This window comes from Sphingomonas sp. BK481 (genome assembly GCF_014194875.1).
Lineage (GTDB): Bacteria > Pseudomonadota > Alphaproteobacteria > Sphingomonadales > Sphingomonadaceae > Sphingomonas > Sphingomonas aerolata.
This window is the reverse complement of record NZ_JACIAP010000023.1, coordinates 13,798-30,152: the sequence shown is the minus strand read 5'-3', so window position 1 is coordinate 30,152 and position 16,355 is coordinate 13,798. Positions and strand designations below refer to the sequence as shown.

Sequence of the window (16,355 nt, the reverse complement as noted above, 5' to 3'; positions counted from 1 at the left end):
ACTTGCCGACCCATCATGTCCATACTCCCGCCGCCTGGCAGGAGTGAATCACGCCTTCCTCGTCGTCGCAAGCACGCGTTTTTCAACAGTCTCGTTCGGTTGTGACACTTGAGACAGCGCGGACTGAGCTATGAAGCAGCAGGTCCAAACCGGTTCAGTGGCAACTTGAGAAACGCCGTCCCACATTCGTCGGCATCTGGCAGTCGGCCGCCACGTATGTTCACCTGAAGCGCGGTAAGCATCAGGTCGGGTAGTGGGAGCGATGCGTCGCGTTTCTCGCGGGTTGCGACGAACTCGGCTTCGTCGATGCCATCGTGAACATGGATGTTGTCGCGACGCTGATCGGCGACGGTCGAGTGACCGAGTACGTCCCGGCCATCCTTTCCATAGTCATGCCCGACATAGGTTGCGGTTTCGGGTGGCAGATCGAGGATGGCGCGAATCGAGCGCCACAACGCATGAGCATCACCACCCGGGAAGTCTGCCCGGCTTGTGCCGCTATCGGGGACCATAAGCGTGTCGTGAACGAACGCGGCGTCACCGACGACATAAGTGATCGAGGCGAGCGTATGGCCCGGGGACAGCATGACTTGAGCGTCTAGCGTACCGATCCGGAAACGCTCGCCATCCGCAAACAACCGGTCCCACTGGCTGCCGTCGACGGCGAGATCGGGCAGGCAGTAGATGTCCCGCCACAGCTTCTGCACTTCCACGATCTTGTTGCCGATCGCGGTTTTGCCACCGGTCTTGCCGGCGAGGTACGGAACGGCTGAGAAGTGATCGGCATGGGGGTGGGTGTCGAGCACCCATTCAACCGTCAGCCCCTTCTCACGCACATAGTCGAGGATCAGATCGGCGTTGCGGGTCGCGGTCGCACCAGCGCGCGGGTCAAAATCCAGGACTGGATCGATGATCGCGGCCGTTTTCGTAGTGTCGTCGACGACAACATATTGGAAGCTACCAGTGCGTTCGTCATGGAGCGACGCAACGGTCATGCCATCGTGCTTATACTCGATCATGTTTTCGTCCTCTCGCTCTGTCAGCTTTCCGCCCGCGCACGCGCGAACAATCGTTCGAAATCACCTGCTTCGATCGCGCCCATCACCAGCATGCGTTCAGCAAGAAAGCCCGGGGTGCCGGCCAAACCGATCGAATAGGCCTCTTGGCCGTTCGCGCGCAGACGCGCTGCGACAGCCTGTGCATGCGAAGCAAGCCAGGTCGTCGCGCGCAGCCAGTCCCCGCCAGCGCCGGTGACAATGTCCCTCAGCATGTCGTCGTCGATCAAACGACTGTCGGTCATCAGCTGGCGATGAACGGCCGGGTAGATGCCCTGTTCGGCACAGGCGAGCGCAACGCTCGCGGCGCGTTCGGACGGCGGACCGAAGATCGGCCAGTCCTTGTAGATGACCCGAACCTTGCGATCGCGTCGCACCGCCTCTTCCAGTGCGGGGAAGGCGTGACGACAGGCCGGGCAACGATAATCGGTGAACACGGCAAGTCGCAGCGTGGCATTGGCAGGGCCGTATTCAGGCGAACCGCTGCCCGCCAGAATCAGGTCAGCGGTCGGACCAACGTCGCGACCGATCGGCGCTGTGCGTCGCAGCATCTGTCCGACTGCCCAACCAGTCACGACGACGGCCCCAAGCCCGACTGCCTGCCTGCGATTGAGCGGCTCTGGCATGTTCAGCGAGCCTGAGGCTTGCTGCGCGCCGTTGCGACAAGCCGGCGTAGCGTCGGCAGATCAACCGCGCCGGCCACCACTTGTAAGCCGACGATCAGCGCCGGTGTTCCGTTGAACCCGATCGCTTGAGCGATGGCGTTGGTACGAGCGAGGAGCGCATCGATTTCTGCACCGCGGGTCTTCAGATCGCGTTGCAGACGCGGCCAGTCTACCTTGGCTCTCGCGGCAGCGGCCTTGACCCCGGCGCTATCGAGCCGTGCCGGCGAGGTCAGCAGCGCCTCATGAAAGGCGGCATGTTTGCCCTGCCACTGGCTCGCGACGGCCGCCCGGGACGCCTCACGGGAGGCGGGTCCGAATATCGGCCAATCCCGATACACGATCCGCACCTTCGGGTCGGAGCGAAGCAGAGCGTTCAGCACCGGCTCCATGCGACGGCAATAGGGGCAGTTGTAGTCGAAGAACTCGACAACGGTGACGTCATAGGCTCGGCCGGCACGCTTCGGAGCAACGGGATCGTCTACGACCGCCTTACGCGACAGATCGGGTTGCTGCGCGACTGCTGGCATTGCCGGCACGGCGACGGCGAGCAACGCCAGAAAGCTGCGACAGAGAAGGTTGCGTCGGTTCATCGGTGTTTCCTTGCCATATCGATCCCATCAGCGAGGGCGGCGCGTGACAGCTCGCCAAGCTGAAGCTGCACGATCGTTCCGTCCGCAGCGACGAAGGCGGTTGCGGGATAGCCAGCGACTTCGAGGGCTTGGGAAAGCCCACGGGCAGGATCGAGCGCGACATTGCTCACGCCGATGCCTTCACGGGTAAGAAACCCGGTGACGATTGCTGGAGCCTCACCCTGATCGGCGAGCAGGATCGGCACATCCCGATTGCGCGTTGCCGCGGCGTCGAGCATCGGCAGCTCGCGCCGGCACGGCCCGCACCATGTCGCCCATAGATTGATCACGAAGGGGCGGCCCTGGAAGCGTGCAAGCGGAAGCGGAACTCCGGGCTGCGTCGTCAACGTTAGATAATAGGGGAACGGACCGTAGTTCACGGGCGGGATAAGCGCCTGGAGCGTAAACCACAGGCCACCCGCTATCGCCAATGCCCCCCAGCCCGCCGCCAAGGCGCGTGTTCGGCCAAGCTGGAAGGCCAGCGTCGCGGCAGCACCAATGATGCCGGCGATGGCGGAGAAGCCGCCCTGCCAGACGGCGAAAATGGATAGGGGCGCTTCGACGTAGCTCGCCCAATGTGCCGCGACATAGCCGATCCGCGCCGCCACCAGTCCAGCGACGATGGCACTGGTGGCGACCGTGGACACCCGCGGGAAGCGGAACCGCCCTGCCAAGGTTGTCAGCCCCAGGAACACGACGATGCATAGCACCGCCAGTCCGCGTTCAACCGCCATCATGAGCGGTCCGATGGCAATCGCGCTTCCCATCAGAGAAACGCGCCTGCGCTCTTCCAGAGCATGTAAGCTGCCACGACGAAGATCAGCACCGCGAAGACGGTGGTAAGCGTTCCGCCCGAGCCAAGGCGCTTGGCCATGCGTGTGCCGATCAACCCGCCGACGACCCCGCCGCCAATGAAGACGAAGGCAAGCGGCCAGTCGACCAGCCCGGAGAATGCATAATTGGCGGCGGTCGTCAGGCCGAAGGCGGTGACAGCAATCAACGACGTGCCGACAGCGTTGAGGATCGGCATACCCGTCGATCCGATCAGGCCCGGAACGATCAGAAAGCCACCTCCGATGCCGAAGAACCCTGAGAACAAGCCCGTCCCAAGGCCGTAGCCCAGCACCTTGGGTGCCTTCTCCCGGTTGCATTCCGCACCGGGATTACCTGCATCACCCCGCCCGCGAAGCATCAGGACGCCGACAACGACCATGACAAGCGCGAACAGAAAGAGCAGCTTGCCGCCATCGACGGCCTTGCCGACGGTGGATCCGAGCAGCGCACCGATGACGCCCGCTGTGGCGTACATGCCCCCGCACCGCCATTTTACGGTATGAGCCTTGGCATGACCGATAAGACCGGTCGCGGCATTGGCTGCCACGGCAAACGCACTCGTGCCGATTGCAAGGTGCGCATCGGGCACGCGCACCAGATACACCATCAGCGGTACGGCGAGGATCGAGCCCCCGCCGCCTACGAGGCCAAGGGAAAATCCGACCAAGCTGCCCGAAAGGGCGCCAAGCAGATACTGGATCGGTTCGAGAGTCATGCTGCCTTGCCGATTTCATGCGGGGCGGCCATCCACTCGCGGCCTTTCAGCATGCCCTGCCAGTAGATCGGGGGCAGCATGCGCTCCTTCAGGAACCAGGCGGCGCGCGTGGGACGCGTTCCGTCGAGCAGCCAGGATGGAAAGCTGGGCAGCAGCTTTCCGCCATAGCCGAACTCGGCGAGGACGATCTTACCGCGTTCGACCGTGAGCGGGCATGAGCCGTAACCATTATAGTCGGCAACGGGGGGTCTGCCGTCGAGCGCGGCCAGCGCGTTGACGGCGACCACGGGCGCCTGGACGCGAGCAGCAGCGGCCGTCTTGGCATTGCTGGTGCCAGCGGCATCGCCAAGGCCAAAGATGTTTTCAAATCGCTTGTGCCGCAGCGTAGTCTCGTCGACCTCGACGAAGCCGTTCGCAGCCGCGAGCGGGCTATTGGCGACGACCGCATGTGACACCTGAGGTGGCACGACATGGAGCATATCGAACTCACGTTCGATCCGCTCGGAGACGCCGTCCTGCTTGCGCTCGAACGTGGCGACGCGACGATCGGCGTCGACCGCGACCAGGTTGGACTCAAGCCTGAGATCGATGCCGTACTTCTCGACATATTCCATCAGCGCCGGGACGTAGGTCGGGACCCCGAACAGGGCTGCGCCGGCATTATGGAACTCGACGTCGATAGCTGGGAGAACGCCGCTATCCCGCCAGATGTCGCAGGAGAGATACATCGCTTTCTGCGGTGCGCCGGCGCACTTGATCGGCATGGGTGGCTGCGAGAACAGCGCCCGCCCCTGCCGCAACTCCTTGACGAGCTGGTAGGTGTAGGGTGCCAGATCGTAGCGGTAGTTGGAGGTGACGCCGTTGCGGCCGAGAGCCTCAGGCAGCCCCTCGATCTTCTCCCACGCCAGGCGCAGCCCGGGCGCGACGACCAGAACGCGATAGGTCAATGTGCCACCGTCTTGGAGCTCGATCGCGTTGCGGTCGGGGTCGATGGTGATCGCGGGCAACCGTATCCAGCGGACGCCCTTAGGCATCACATCGGCTTCGGCCTTGCGGGTTTGCTCGGGCGTGAAGACGCCGGCCCCGACCATCGTCCAGCCAGGCTGGTAATAGTGGTCCGTGGCCGGATCGACGACCGCGATCGTCACCTTGGCGTTGCGCTTCAGAATGCTGGAGGCTGTCGCGATGCCGGCGGCACCGCCCCCGATGATGATGACGTCGTAGGTCATTGATCCACCCTTTCGGAACGGCGCTTCAGCGCAGGCGTCAAATCGGCAAGGTCGTACCCGGCAGCCTTTGCCTGGGCGATGATCGTCGCCGGATCGGCGCGATCGGCCTCGGCCAACGCCCACAAGGTCGCCGCGCGTGTCCCGCTACGGCAGAAGCCGAGCGTAGGCTGTGGCAGTGTGGCTAGCGCCTCCTTCATGCGATCCGCATCGGCGTCAGTCGCCTTGCCCGGTACGATAGGGACATGGGCAAACGCGAGACCATGTTCGCCTGCCATTCGGGCCATTTCTTCCGCGCTCGGCTGGCCCGCCTCTTCGCCGTCCGGGCGGCTTGAGATGATCGAGCGATATCCTGCCTTCGCGGCAGCGGCGAGGTCGTCTTGCGTCAGCTGGGGGGCGGCAGAGAAGGACGAGGTGATCTGCTTGAAAGCCATGTGATGTCTCCTGTCTGATCAGGCCGAACGGCGGGAAGTGAATGCAAAGCGGTGGACGGCAACGCCGAGGGCCATTGCAGCGATGAAGACCAGTGCCGGCAGAGGCTGGATCGCCAGTGCGGCAATGGCGGGACCTGGGCACAATCCGACGATGCCCCAGCCTATGCCGAACAAGGCCGCACCGCCGATGAGGCGCCGGTCGATCGGCGAGGTGGCGGGCGTGTGAAATTGTTCGGCCGCGATCGGGGTCGAGCAACGCCGCACGACGAACCACGCTATCGCCATCGGCAGAATTGCGCCCGCCATGACGAACGCCAGGGTCGGGTCCCACGCGCCGGTGACATCGAGGAACGCCCGCACGCGCGCCGGATCAATCATTCCCGAGACGGCAAGGCCGGCGCCGAACAGCGTCCCGCTGGCGAGTGAAATGAGGTTCTGGCGCATCACAGTATTACCCCGGACAGACGCATGATCGTGACCGTGACGACGCCGGTCGCCATGAACGTAGCGGTCGCGGCGATGGACCGGGGCGACAGGCGAGACAGGCCGCATACGCCGTGCCCACTGGTGCACCCGGACCCGAGCCGTGTTCCGATACCGACGATCAGACCGGCGACGGCGATCAGCGAAAGCGATGTCGGAAAGCTGGCCTTCACGCCTAAGCTGGCTGCAACAATACCCGCGCCCAAAGGCAGACCCGCGGTGAAAAGCAGCGCGATTGCCCATGGTGGACCTCCAGCGGAAAGACCCAAAACCCTCGCGAACATGCCGCTGACTCCGGCGATGCGACCGTTTCCGAGCAGCATGATCGCCGCGGCGACACCGATCATCAGCCCGCCGATGAAGCCTTCGAGCGGCATGGCATGCGGAAAGCCCAGCATCACAACGCATCCAGCGGGATCTTGAGGTAGCGGGTGCCGTTGGCTTCCGGCTCCGGCAAATGACCACCGCGCATGTTCACCTGAATCGAGGGCAGGATGAGCTTGGGCATCGACAAGGTGGCATCGCGACTGGTCCGCATCGCGACGAAGTCGTCTTCGCTGACCCCTTCGTGGACATGCACGTTGCCGACACGCTGCGCGCCTACAGTCGTTTCCCAGACATATTGGTCGCGACCCACCGCCTTGTAGTCGTGGCAGAGGAACAGGCGCGTCTCGTCCGGCACCTGCATGAGCCGGCGGATCGAGCGGAATAGCTGGCGTGCGTCGCCACCAGGGAAGTCTGCCCGCGCGGTGCCGTAGTCGGGCATGAAGAGCGTATCGCCGGTGAAGACCGCGTCGCCGATGGCATAGGCCATGTCCGCCGGCGTATGGCCGGGCACGTGCAGCGCAACGGCGTCGATGTTGCCGATGGCAAAGCGGTCGCCGTCGTCGAACAGCCGGTCGAACTCGGAACCGTCGCGCTCGAAATCGGTGCCAGCGTTGAAGATTTTGCCAAATACGTTCTGGACCCGGATGATCTCACGACCGATCGCGAGCTGCCCGCCAAGCGCCTGTTGAAGATAGGGTGCCGCAGACAGGTGATCGGCATGTGCATGGGTTTCCAACAGCCAATCGACCGTCAGTCCCTGATCCCGCACGTAAGCGATCACTGCGTCCGCCGACGCAGTTTTGGTCCGGCCCGCCGCGGCGTCAAAATCGAGGACGCTGTCGACGATCGCAGCTTTTTTCGTCGCCGCGTCCCAAACGACGTAGGTCGCTGTGTTGGTGGGCTCATCAAAAAAGGACTGAACGACCGGCGATCCGGCCGTTTTTGCGCGTCTGATCTGGGCGTTGGCTTCGCTCAAAACCGGGTCCATGACCATCTCCGTTTAATCAATATCACGGTTTATGTAGTTGTGTAATCATATTGCGTCAACGGGGTGTTCGTGCCATTTGGGAGGAATGGAAATGATTGATGCGAACATGCCGCGCTCGCTGCGCATCGGGGATGCAGCCCCGAACTTCACCGCCCGCACCACGCAGGGCGAGATTGCGCTCGATCAGTATCGTGGGCGCTGGGTCGTGTTCTTCTCGCACCCTGCCGACTTCACGCCGGTTTGCACCAGCGAGTTTGTGGCCTTGGCCAAGGCGGCACCTCGCTTTGGAGAGTTGGATTGCGCGCTGCTAGGGCTGTCGGTCGACAGCCTCTACTCGCACGTGGCTTGGCTACGCGCGATCAAAGACGTCTTCGGTGTAGAGGTGCCATTTCCGGTAATCGAAGATCCCTCGATGGCGGTCGGGTATGCCTACGGCATGCTCGACGAGCAGGCCGGAGATGCCTCAACCGTGCGCGCGACTTACTTCATCGATCCTGAAGGCATCATCCGCGCGCTTAGCTGGTATCCGATGAATGTTGGTCGGTCTGTCGACGAGATGCTGCGCACGGTCAGGGCGTTGCGGCGCTCGGCCGATGGCGAGGCCTATACGCCTGCTGACTGGCAGCCGGGTGACGACGTGCTCCTGCCTCCTGCCTTGCCGGGGCACGCAGGCGCTGACTGGTTTCACCAAACGAAGGCTGACCGGTGACGGCGATTTACCAGTCCCGCGCGCTCGCCGACGTCGCAGTCGAGAAGCTGCGCGTGTTCGCGCAGCCTCAGCGGCTTATGATCCTGTCCTATCTCTTAGACGGCGAACGGCAGGTAGCGGACATTGAGGCCGCCACGGGCGTGACACAACCCGCGCTCAGCCAGCAGCTTGCCGAGCTACGGCGCGCCGAACTCGTTAAGACCAGACGTGAGGCCAAACAGGTTCACTACCGCCTTGCCGACGACGCAGCCGCATTGTGCGTGCGAACCCTGGAGGCGATGTTTGGAGCCGACGATCTGTCGGCCCCCCAAACAGCCCCCGCCCTCCGCCAAGTACGACCGCGCGAGACGCCCTCCGTGGTTCGACCGCAAAATATCGGTGCGGCCGTTTTTGCGAGAGTTGGCTGATCATTTTGACTGAAAAAGGAAAAAGCGGATGCGCATGCCAATCATTGCTGTTGCAGGATGCTTGTCACTCATGAGCAGCGTCAGTGCTTTAGCCAGCGTGCCCGGGCAGGCGGTGATAGCGGGATACGGCGCGATCACACCCATCGAAGGTGCTGCGGAACGGCCCGATCGCAAGTTGCGCTATCGCGTGCTGTTCAATGTGACCAAGGCCGCGGCAACGCCGGATAAGATCAATCCATCTCTGGAGAAGGTCGCCCGCTTCCTGAACCTGCTAGGCAACGACGGCGTTCGTCCAGAACAAGGCGATGTCGTCGTGATCGTCCACGGTCCGGCGACGCCCATCGTTACCGAAGATCGCGCCTATGCGATAAAGACGGGAGTAGCTGCGAACCCTAACCTTGCTTTGATTGAGGCGTTGAAGAAGGCGGGTGTGTCCGTTCGGGTATGCAGCCAAGCTCTTATTGGCAACAAGATCGACCCCGCTACGGTAGAAAAGAGTGTCGAGACCGACGTGTCTGCGCTGACTACTTTGGCGACGTTGCAGCTGCGTGGTTGGGCGCTGATCCCAGACTGATCGCGCCGATACGCTTCCTGCTTCATCATTCCAGTCGGTAACGCTGCCGGTGTCATAACCGGTCGGGCCTGTTGAAAAATGCCGGACATGCCGGGTTGCTCCTTCGTTTCACCCCTGCCGAAAGGAGCGTCGCTATGATGGGACCAGCCTGTCGCGGTGGGCGGGGAGGGGCGATCCACCGCGCCATAGAAGCCATATTGCCCACAGACCACCTGCTGCGTCGCATCGACCAGTGTCTCGACATGAGCGAGTTGAGGCAGGCACTGACCGGTCATTACAGCGCACGGGGGCGACCATCGATCGATCCCGAACTCCTCATCCGCATGACGCTGATCGGCCGAATCTACGCGATCACGTCCGAGCGGCGCCTGTGTGAAGAGCTGTGCTACAATCTGGCCTATCGCTGGTTCTGCCGTCTTAGGCCGGGAGACAAGGTTCCGCACCACTCGACGTTCAGCAAGAACCGGCATGGTCGCTTCCGCGATGCCGGCGTGTTCCGGATCCTGTTCGAGAGCACGGTTCGACGCTGCATCAGTGAAGGGCTGATCGGCGGAAAAGACGCCGCGATCGATGCGTCGTTCATAGCGGCTGATGCGAGCTGGCAGCGCAAGACCGTTCCTGGCTACTTGCCGTATGTCGCCAACGCGTCGCGCGCGGTTCGGGAATGGGTGCAAGACACAGGTGATGCCGTCTGGGAAATGGCGCGCTCGAAAAGCTGCCAAGGCGTCTCTCGAACCGACCCTGCCGCGGCTTGGTCGGCGCGAACGGTGCGTGGCCGTTTCGGCTACGCCCTTAACACGCTGATAGACACCCCGAGCGGCGTCGCGCTTGATGTTCAGGCGACGCCGGCTCGCTTTGCGGAGGAGGTCGATGCAGGCCGCGTCATGCTCGAGCGGTCGGCCGATCGGTTTGACTATCACCCAAAGCGGGTTGCTGCCGACAAGGCCTATGGCAGCGCCGTCTTTCTCGGCTTCGTGCGGGACCACGGTGCAATCCCGCACATTCCCGTGATCGATCGGACGCACCAGACCAATGGCAAGCTGCCACGAACGGCCTTCAGCTATGACCGGGATACCGACAGCTTTACCTGCCCGACCGGCAAGCCGCTTCGGCACCACGCCTTCCATCCACCCACCGGCGTACATCGCTATGCTGCCGACGCCCGGGACTGCGCGGCGTGCGTGCTTCGGAAGAAATGCACGACGGCACGGCGTCGTACCCTGACCCGTCTGGACGATGAGGACGTCCGCGATCTTGCCAGAGCCGAAGCACAAACCGGCCTGTACAAGCGGTCGATGCGGTTGCGGCGTGGGGTCGAACGGTTCTTCGCTGACGCTAAGGGGAAGCATGGCATGAGGCGGCTTCACCTGCGCGGCATCCGCGGAGCGGAAGAAGAGTTTCTGATCGGTGCGGCGGTGATGAACCTGATGATACTGGCGCGACCACGTCGGCTGATCGGCAAGCCGCGCCGGGGTGTCTGCGTTCCCGCGGCATTGACCTCGGCTACCATCTCGGCCCGGTCGATCGAACATGACGTGATCGTGCCGCCATTTAGGCGATATACCTGACCGTTGCAGCGTGGTCCGGTTCATCACGCGGCGCGCAGTCGTTCTTTACGGTACGGTACGCCGTCGAGCAGTGCCTGGCCCGGCGCCTTGGGCGTGCCGTCGCCATTCACATACATATAGAGCGTCGTGGTTGTCATCCCGAGACGGCGCGCGACATCGGCTGCGATCGCGTTGCGATCGGACATCGCAGCCATCGCCATTGCAAGGGTGGCCTTATCCATCTTCCGCGGCCGACCCCCCATCCGTCCCCGCGCGCGTGCCGCAGCAAGTCCTGCCTGGGTGCGCTCGGCGATGAGCTCGCGCTCGAACTCGGCGAACGCTGCGAAGATGCCGAAGGCGAGGCGGCCGTTGGCAGTCGTGGTGTCGATCTGCGCGCCGGCCCCTGTCAGCACCTTCAGGCCGATGCCGCGTTCGCGCAGCGCCTCGGCTGTGATGACAAGATGGCGGAGGTCGCGCCCAAGACGATCGAGCTTCCAGAGGACCAAAGTGTTGCCGGGCTGCAGTGCCTTCAGGCACGCGGTCAGGCCGGGCCGGGCGTCGTGCCGCCCCGACGCGAGGTCTTCATAAATCCGCGAGGAATCGACGCCGGCAGCGAGCAACGCATCGCGCTGGGGTGCCAGGGTCTGCGAGCCGTCAGCCTTGGACACCCTCACATATCCGATGAGCATCGTTACCCCGCCAGAAAAGACATCCGGCACCCTGCAATGTGCCGGTGGTTTCCGCAACGGGTTTTCCGATTGCCGGGATGCGCTGATGAGGCAAAATCAGCGATCGCCAGAAAACCGGTCGTTTTTCTGGCGGTCTGGCTTTCCGTTTTGCCACGCTCGACAAACAGTTCGGGAAACGGCACCCGCCTTGCCGTCTGTCGTGCAACTCGCGCATTGGTCGTGCTGGCCGCCCTTTCCAATCGGGATGGGACAAACTGAAAGTCAGGCGATCGTATCCACCACACCGCCGTCAACGCGTAGCGCCGCACCGGTGGTCGCGGACGCCTGCGGAGAGGCGATATAGACGCACAGGTTGGCGACTTCCCCGACCGTGGCAGCACGCCGAATAATCGAGGACGGTCGGTGCGCCCTGACGAAATCGGCGCCGGCCTCTTCCAACGATTTGCCCGATGCGACCGCGTCCGCCAGCATCTCGGTCACGCCCTCCGACAACGTTGGACCGGGAAGAATGGCGTTCACCGTCACGCCCGTGCCCGCCATGCGCTTGGCCAGCCCACGCGACAAGGCAAGGTCGGCCGTTTTGGTCACGCCGTAGTGGATCATGTCCGCCGGGATGTTTAGGCCGGATTCCGAGGACAGGAACAGCACCCGACCCCAGCCTTTGTCCCGCATCCCCGGCAGATAGGCCCGGGACAGGCGTACGCCCGACAACACGTTGACCCGGAAGAAGCGCTCCCATTCCTCATCGAGTGTCTCGAAAAAGTCCTGCGGGCCGAAGATGCCGGCATTGTTGACCAGGATGTCGACCTCCCGAAGCGCGGATACGATGGCATCACATCCGGCTTCCGTGCCGACGTCTCCGGCCACACCGCGCACATCGGCATCCCCGACCTCACGCTTTAGCTCGGCCACCGCCGCCTGGGTGCGGCTCTCGTCGCGCCCGTTCAGAACGACGATCGCCCCGGCTGCCGCCAACCCCTTCGCGATCGCAAAGCCGATGCCGGCGGTCGAGCCGGTCACGAGCGCCGTCTTGCCGGAAAGGTCGATGTTCATGCGCTATCTCCAGGGATGGTCGTTATCGGTCGGAGTTGTCCGTAACGTCAGCCCTGCACGGCGAGTTGCGCCCGCACGGCGTCGGCCAGCGGCGTCGTCGGACGTCCGATCAGCTTCGAGAACTGATGAGCGTCATCAAACAGCGCACCGTTTGAGGCATCGACGTCCCACGCCGCAAGCCCCTCGGCGAAGCCCTCGGGCAGGCCGACCTGCTTCAGGATTGCAGCGTATTCGGCCTGCGGTAGATCGCGGTACGGGATGTCGCGACCGGTCTGGCGCGAGATCTCGGCGGCAAGGTCGGCAAGCGTCACCGCGTCGTCACCGGCCAGCTCATACGTCTTACCCTCATGACCCCCGCTGGTCAGCACGACGGCTGCGGCCTCGGCATAATCGGCGCGGGTCGCAAGCGACAGGCGTCCCTCGCCAGCGCTGCCTACGAACGCGCCGTTCTCCAGAGCTGCCGGGATCGAGGCGGTATAATTCTCGGTGTACCAGCCATTACGCAGGAGGGTCGTCGCGATACCTGAAGACGCCAGCAACGCTTCGGTTGCACGGTGCTCTTCGCCCAGGCTGATCGGCGAACGGTCGGCGTGCAGCAGGCTGGTATAGACGATACGCTTGATGCCCGCCTGCTTGGCGGCCTCAATGACGTTGCGATGCTGCGCCTCGCGCTGCCCGACCTCGCTCGATGAGATCAGCAGCAGCGTGTCGATCCCGGCCAGTGCCGGAGCAAGCGTCTCGGGCTGCGCGTAGTCGAAAGCGCGTGCCTCGACGCCCAGAGCGCTGGCCTTCTCGGGCGAGCGCACCAGCGCGACGATCGGCTCGCCGGTCGACTTGCGCTTCAGGCTCTCGATGACGAGGCGGCCAAGCTGGCCGGTCGCGCCGGTGACGGCGATGGTCATGACAATTCTCCTTCGGTGACGCGGTGAGATCAGTTGAAACGGAAGCCGGAGATGGCGGTCGACAGCACTTCCTCGGCATAGACCCGGGCGCCTTCGCCTTCGGCCGCGCCGGCCGCGACCATCAGGGGCAGCAGATGCTCCTCCTTGGCCGGGGGATGCGCGAACCGCGCCGAGGGCGCATCCGCCCAGTGCGCCAGACGCTCGGCCCGCTGCGGGCCGTCCAGCTCCATGCTTTCGGCCAACCACTGGTCGAACGCCTGCGATCCCGGTGTCGAGCGCGGGTCGCCATAGGCACGCATGTTGTGGAAGCTCATGCCCGAGCCGAGGATCAGCACGCCCTCCTCACGCAGTGGCGCGAGGGCGCGGCCCGCAGCAACATGGAGGGCTGGGTCCAGACCGCGCTCGACGGACATCTCGATCAGCGGAATGTCCGCATCCGGAAAAGCCACCTTGAGGGGGACGAACACGCCGTGATCCAGGCCCCTCTTTGCGTCGACAGAGGAAGGGATACCCGCATCCTTGAGCAGGGCCGCGGCACGGGCGGCGAGCGCGGGTGCGCCCGGCACGTCGTAGCGCAGCTGATAGGTATGGGGCGGGAAGTTGTAATAGTCGTAGATCAGCTCGGGCCGTTCGGCGCCGGTGAAGGCGAAGCCGTCCGTCTCCCAGTGTCCCGAGACGACGAGGATGGCCTTGGGCTTTTCGGCGAGCGCATCCGGCAAGCTGCGCAGGAACGCTTCCATACCGCTCCACACGCCGCGTGGATCGTCCATGAAGAAGCAGGGGCCGCCGCCATGCGGGATGAAGTAGGTGGGCTGGACGCTCATGGTCATACACTCCGGTGCAGGCGCCGAGGAGGCGGCCTGGATCATCGTTCGATTTGCTGACCGGAATATGTGCCCTCTATCGCGCGATGATAATCTGCCGAGTAGAAGGATCAGCTTCAACCACGGGTAGGAAATCATGGCGGATCGGTTGACGGGTATGGACGTGTTCGTAAAGTCGATCAGGCTCGGTGGCATCTCTGCTGCCGCACGCGATCTGCACATGTCGCCGGCGATGGCGGCCAAGCACCTAGACGCCCTCGAAGCGCGGCTTGGCACAACGCTGGTCCAGCGCTCGACGCGTCGGCTGTCGCTGACCGAGGCAGGGACCGACTATTTCGAAAAAGCCGAACGCATCCTGATGGAGATCGGTGAAGCCGAGGCGGAGGCATCGTCGCGGTCGATCACCGCGCAGGGGCTGCTGCGCGTCAGTGCGCCCGCCACCTTCGGCGTTCTGCACCTTGCCTCACTCATCCCTGCTTTCTCCGCACGTCATCCCGAGGTGACGATCGAACTGGGCTTCAACGATCGCTACGTCGACCTGCTGGAAGAGCGATGGGACGTCGCCGTGAGGATCGGGCGGCTGGCCGACAGTGCGCTTGTTGCCCGCAAGCTCGTGGCGATGCGCATCGTGCTGTGTGCCGCCCCCGCCTACTTGGCGCGGCGCGGAACGCCCACCCGCCTGGCCGATCTTGGCGTTCACGATTGTCTCGGCCACACCAACGCGTCGTTGGCAGGGACCACGTCGTGGGCGTTCGGCAAAGACGGGACGATCAAGGTGCCGATCTCCGGATCGATGTGCTCCGACAATGGCGAGGCCTTGGTTCGCGCCGCCATCGCAGGCCAAGGGCTGGTCTATGGGCCACGCTTTATTGCGGCAGAGGCGCTTCGCGCCGGCCAATTGAGCGAGCTTGAGCTGGACGAGCCGCCTATGACGCTGGGAGCGGCATATGCCATCACACACCCGACGCGGCGCCCCGCCGCCAAGACGCGGGCGTGGATTGACTTCTTAGCCGAAGCACTCCCCGCTCTTGGCACCGATTGGTGAGAGGCCGAGCTAGAAGACGTCCCGAGTTTTCACCCGAGGATCGCGTCTGCTATCTCAAAACACCACGGTCTTTTATGATTGTAGATATCAGCGACCCAGCGAAAGCGACGCCCACAACCACACATGGCTGGCATCGATAACGCCGAGGCTTGATCCCTTTCAGTTGGTGCAGCGGGGGCCGCGGGCGCGGCGGACGTTGCGGGTGAGCGTGAACCGCATCACTGCCAACCCTCGATGACGATCTTGCCGCGTGCAGTAGTGCTCTCAAGCGCCTTGTGCGCACGCTTGAGGTTCGCGGCGTTGATGGGGGAGAACCGTTCGGTGAGGGTGGTGCGCACCTCGCCGGCGTCCACGAGGCTGGCGATGGCCGACAGGATCTGACCCTGCGTTTCCATATCAGCGGTTTCGAACATGGACCGGGTGAACATAAACTCCCAGTGGGTCGACACCGACTTGCGTTTGAACGGTACGACATCGAGCGTCTTGGGGTCGTCGATGAGCGCAAAACGTCCCTGCGGGGCGATCAGCTCGGCGATCTGCTCGATATGCTCGTCGGTGTGCGTGGTCGAGAAGACGAAAGCCGGCGCGCCAATGCCCAAATTCGCTACTTGCCGAGCCAGCGGTTGGCGATGATCGATGACATGGTGCGCACCGAGCTCGGCCACCCAGGCCTGCGTTTCAGAGCGCGAGGCTGTCGCAATGACGATCAGCTCGGGCACTTGGCGAGCAAGCTGGATTGCCATCGAGCCTACCCCGCCGGCACCCCCGACAATCAACAGCGCATGTGCTGCACCGGCTACAGGAGTACGCACGGACAATCGCTCGAAGAGGGCCTCCCACGCAGTGATCGCCGTCAGCGGCAACGCCGCTGCCTCTGCCCAATCGAGGCTGGCCGGCTTCTTCCCGACAATGCGCTCGTCGACCAGGTGCAACTCGGCGTTGGTGCCTTCGCGGCCGATGCTGCCCGCGTAGAACACCTCGTCGCCCGGTTCGAAGCCGCGCACTTCAGGGCCAACAGCGCGAACGACACCGGCGGCATCCCAACCCAAGACACGCCAATCACCGTGGATCGAACCCGAGCCAGCGCGCACCTTCGTGTCAACCGGGTTTACCGAGACAGCCTTGACCTCGACGAGGAGATCACGGCCTGTAGCGTTGGGATCGGGAAGTTCGATATCGACGAGAGCTTCCGTGCGATCGATCGTTCCGGACTGCTGGTAGCCGATTGCGCGCATGATAAATCCTATCG

20 protein-coding genes are annotated in these 16,355 nt (G+C 63.6%); 5 read left to right on the top strand and 15 right to left on the bottom strand.

Annotation, left to right across the window (positions count from 1 at the left end; all coding sequences use genetic code 11):
* Nucleotides 1–128: 128 nt before the first annotated feature.
* The 10 genes from FHY04_RS21485 to FHY04_RS21440 all read right to left on the bottom strand — a co-directional run bounded on the left by FHY04_RS21485 (nucleotide 129) and on the right by FHY04_RS21440 (nucleotide 7,356).
* A complete protein-coding gene (locus FHY04_RS21485) occupies nucleotides 129–1,019 on the bottom strand; it encodes an MBL fold metallo-hydrolase (protein ID WP_183937840.1) in 891 nt (296 codons plus the stop codon).
* Between the two features lie 20 nt (nucleotides 1,020–1,039).
* Nucleotides 1,040–1,606 (bottom strand): DsbA family protein, encoded by a 567-nt coding sequence (locus FHY04_RS21480; RefSeq protein WP_260171719.1) that lies wholly within the window; start codon nucleotides 1,604–1,606, stop codon nucleotides 1,040–1,042.
* Nucleotides 1,607–1,683: 77 nt separating this feature from the next.
* Nucleotides 1,684–2,310 carry a DsbA family protein gene (locus tag FHY04_RS21475; protein WP_037529343.1) on the bottom strand — a complete coding sequence of 209 codons (627 nt, stop codon included), beginning with the start codon at nucleotides 2,308–2,310 and terminating at the stop codon, nucleotides 1,684–1,686.
* Nucleotides 2,307–3,044 carry a TlpA disulfide reductase family protein gene (locus tag FHY04_RS21470; protein WP_311725938.1) on the bottom strand — a complete coding sequence of 246 codons (738 nt, stop codon included), beginning with the start codon at nucleotides 3,042–3,044 and terminating at the stop codon, nucleotides 2,307–2,309. Before FHY04_RS21470 ends, FHY04_RS21475 begins: the two co-directional genes overlap by 4 nt.
* Before the next feature lie 71 nt (nucleotides 3,045–3,115).
* Nucleotides 3,116–3,898 carry a sulfite exporter TauE/SafE family protein gene (locus FHY04_RS21465; protein ID WP_183937836.1) on the bottom strand — a complete coding sequence of 261 codons (783 nt, stop codon included), beginning with the start codon at nucleotides 3,896–3,898 and terminating at the stop codon, nucleotides 3,116–3,118.
* Nucleotides 3,895–5,127 carry an FAD/NAD(P)-binding oxidoreductase gene (locus tag FHY04_RS21460; protein ID WP_037529352.1) on the bottom strand — a complete coding sequence of 411 codons (1,233 nt, stop codon included), beginning with the start codon at nucleotides 5,125–5,127 and terminating at the stop codon, nucleotides 3,895–3,897. The genes FHY04_RS21465 and FHY04_RS21460 overlap by 4 nt, the downstream gene beginning before the upstream one ends.
* On the bottom strand, nucleotides 5,124–5,558 hold the full coding sequence (locus FHY04_RS21455) for a TIGR01244 family sulfur transferase (RefSeq protein WP_183937834.1): 435 nt from the start codon (nucleotides 5,556–5,558) through the stop codon (nucleotides 5,124–5,126). Before FHY04_RS21455 ends, FHY04_RS21460 begins: the two co-directional genes overlap by 4 nt.
* 18 nt (nucleotides 5,559–5,576) lie before the next feature.
* The gene (locus tag FHY04_RS21450) at nucleotides 5,577–6,002 is read right to left on the bottom strand and encodes a DUF6691 family protein (RefSeq protein ID WP_037529424.1); all 426 of its coding nucleotides are present in this window, start codon (nucleotides 6,000–6,002) and stop codon (nucleotides 5,577–5,579) included.
* On the bottom strand, nucleotides 6,002–6,439 hold the full coding sequence (locus FHY04_RS21445) for a YeeE/YedE family protein (protein ID WP_183937832.1): 438 nt from the start codon (nucleotides 6,437–6,439) through the stop codon (nucleotides 6,002–6,004). Before FHY04_RS21445 ends, FHY04_RS21450 begins: the two co-directional genes overlap by 1 nt.
* Complete coding sequence (locus tag FHY04_RS21440) at nucleotides 6,439–7,356, bottom strand: MBL fold metallo-hydrolase (protein ID WP_183937830.1); 918 nt, start codon at nucleotides 7,354–7,356, stop codon at nucleotides 6,439–6,441. The genes FHY04_RS21445 and FHY04_RS21440 overlap by 1 nt, the downstream gene beginning before the upstream one ends.
* Nucleotides 7,357–7,441: 85 nt before the next feature.
* Between FHY04_RS21440 and FHY04_RS21435 the strand changes: the two genes are divergently transcribed.
* The 4 genes from FHY04_RS21435 to FHY04_RS21420 all read left to right on the top strand — a co-directional run bounded on the left by FHY04_RS21435 (nucleotide 7,442) and on the right by FHY04_RS21420 (nucleotide 10,614).
* Complete coding sequence (locus FHY04_RS21435) at nucleotides 7,442–8,065, top strand: peroxiredoxin (protein ID WP_183937828.1); 624 nt, start codon at nucleotides 7,442–7,444, stop codon at nucleotides 8,063–8,065.
* Complete coding sequence (locus tag FHY04_RS21430) at nucleotides 8,062–8,472, top strand: helix-turn-helix transcriptional regulator (protein WP_037529358.1); 411 nt, start codon at nucleotides 8,062–8,064, stop codon at nucleotides 8,470–8,472. The genes FHY04_RS21435 and FHY04_RS21430 overlap by 4 nt, the downstream gene beginning before the upstream one ends.
* A 28-nt stretch (nucleotides 8,473–8,500) precedes the next feature.
* Nucleotides 8,501–9,046, top strand: coding sequence for a DsrE family protein (locus FHY04_RS21425; RefSeq protein ID WP_409349188.1), 546 nt, complete (start codon nucleotides 8,501–8,503; stop codon nucleotides 9,044–9,046).
* A 134-nt stretch (nucleotides 9,047–9,180) separates the two neighbouring features.
* The gene (locus tag FHY04_RS21420; protein WP_234422827.1) at nucleotides 9,181–10,614 is read left to right on the top strand and encodes an IS1182 family transposase; all 1,434 of its coding nucleotides are present in this window, start codon (nucleotides 9,181–9,183) and stop codon (nucleotides 10,612–10,614) included.
* Nucleotides 10,615–10,637: 23 nt separating this feature from the next.
* Here FHY04_RS21420 and FHY04_RS21415 read toward each other — a convergent pair whose 3' ends face one another.
* From FHY04_RS21415 to FHY04_RS21400, 4 genes are all read right to left on the bottom strand, one after another.
* Nucleotides 10,638–11,282, bottom strand: coding sequence for a recombinase family protein (locus tag FHY04_RS21415; protein WP_151992502.1), 645 nt, complete (start codon nucleotides 11,280–11,282; stop codon nucleotides 10,638–10,640).
* 261 nt (nucleotides 11,283–11,543) lie between these two features.
* Nucleotides 11,544–12,335 (bottom strand): SDR family NAD(P)-dependent oxidoreductase, encoded by a 792-nt coding sequence (locus FHY04_RS21410; protein WP_132884499.1) that lies wholly within the window; start codon nucleotides 12,333–12,335, stop codon nucleotides 11,544–11,546.
* A gap of 47 nt (nucleotides 12,336–12,382) precedes the next feature.
* Entirely contained in the window at nucleotides 12,383–13,237 is an 855-nt protein-coding gene (locus tag FHY04_RS21405; protein WP_183937826.1) for an SDR family oxidoreductase, read from the bottom strand.
* A 29-nt stretch (nucleotides 13,238–13,266) separates the two neighbouring features.
* Nucleotides 13,267–14,106, bottom strand: a complete 840-nt coding sequence (locus FHY04_RS21400) for a class III extradiol ring-cleavage dioxygenase (protein ID WP_234422460.1) — start codon at nucleotides 14,104–14,106, stop codon at nucleotides 13,267–13,269.
* 91 nt (nucleotides 14,107–14,197) lie between these two features.
* Between FHY04_RS21400 and FHY04_RS21395 the strand changes: the two genes are divergently transcribed.
* A complete protein-coding gene (locus FHY04_RS21395; RefSeq protein ID WP_151989682.1) occupies nucleotides 14,198–15,106 on the top strand; it encodes a LysR family transcriptional regulator in 909 nt (302 codons plus the stop codon).
* A gap of 218 nt (nucleotides 15,107–15,324) precedes the next feature.
* On the opposite strand, the gene FHY04_RS21390 is transcribed toward FHY04_RS21395, so the two are convergent.
* A complete protein-coding gene (locus tag FHY04_RS21390; protein ID WP_183937822.1) occupies nucleotides 15,325–16,341 on the bottom strand; it encodes a zinc-binding alcohol dehydrogenase family protein in 1,017 nt (338 codons plus the stop codon).
* Nucleotides 16,342–16,355: the final 14 nt, after the last annotated feature.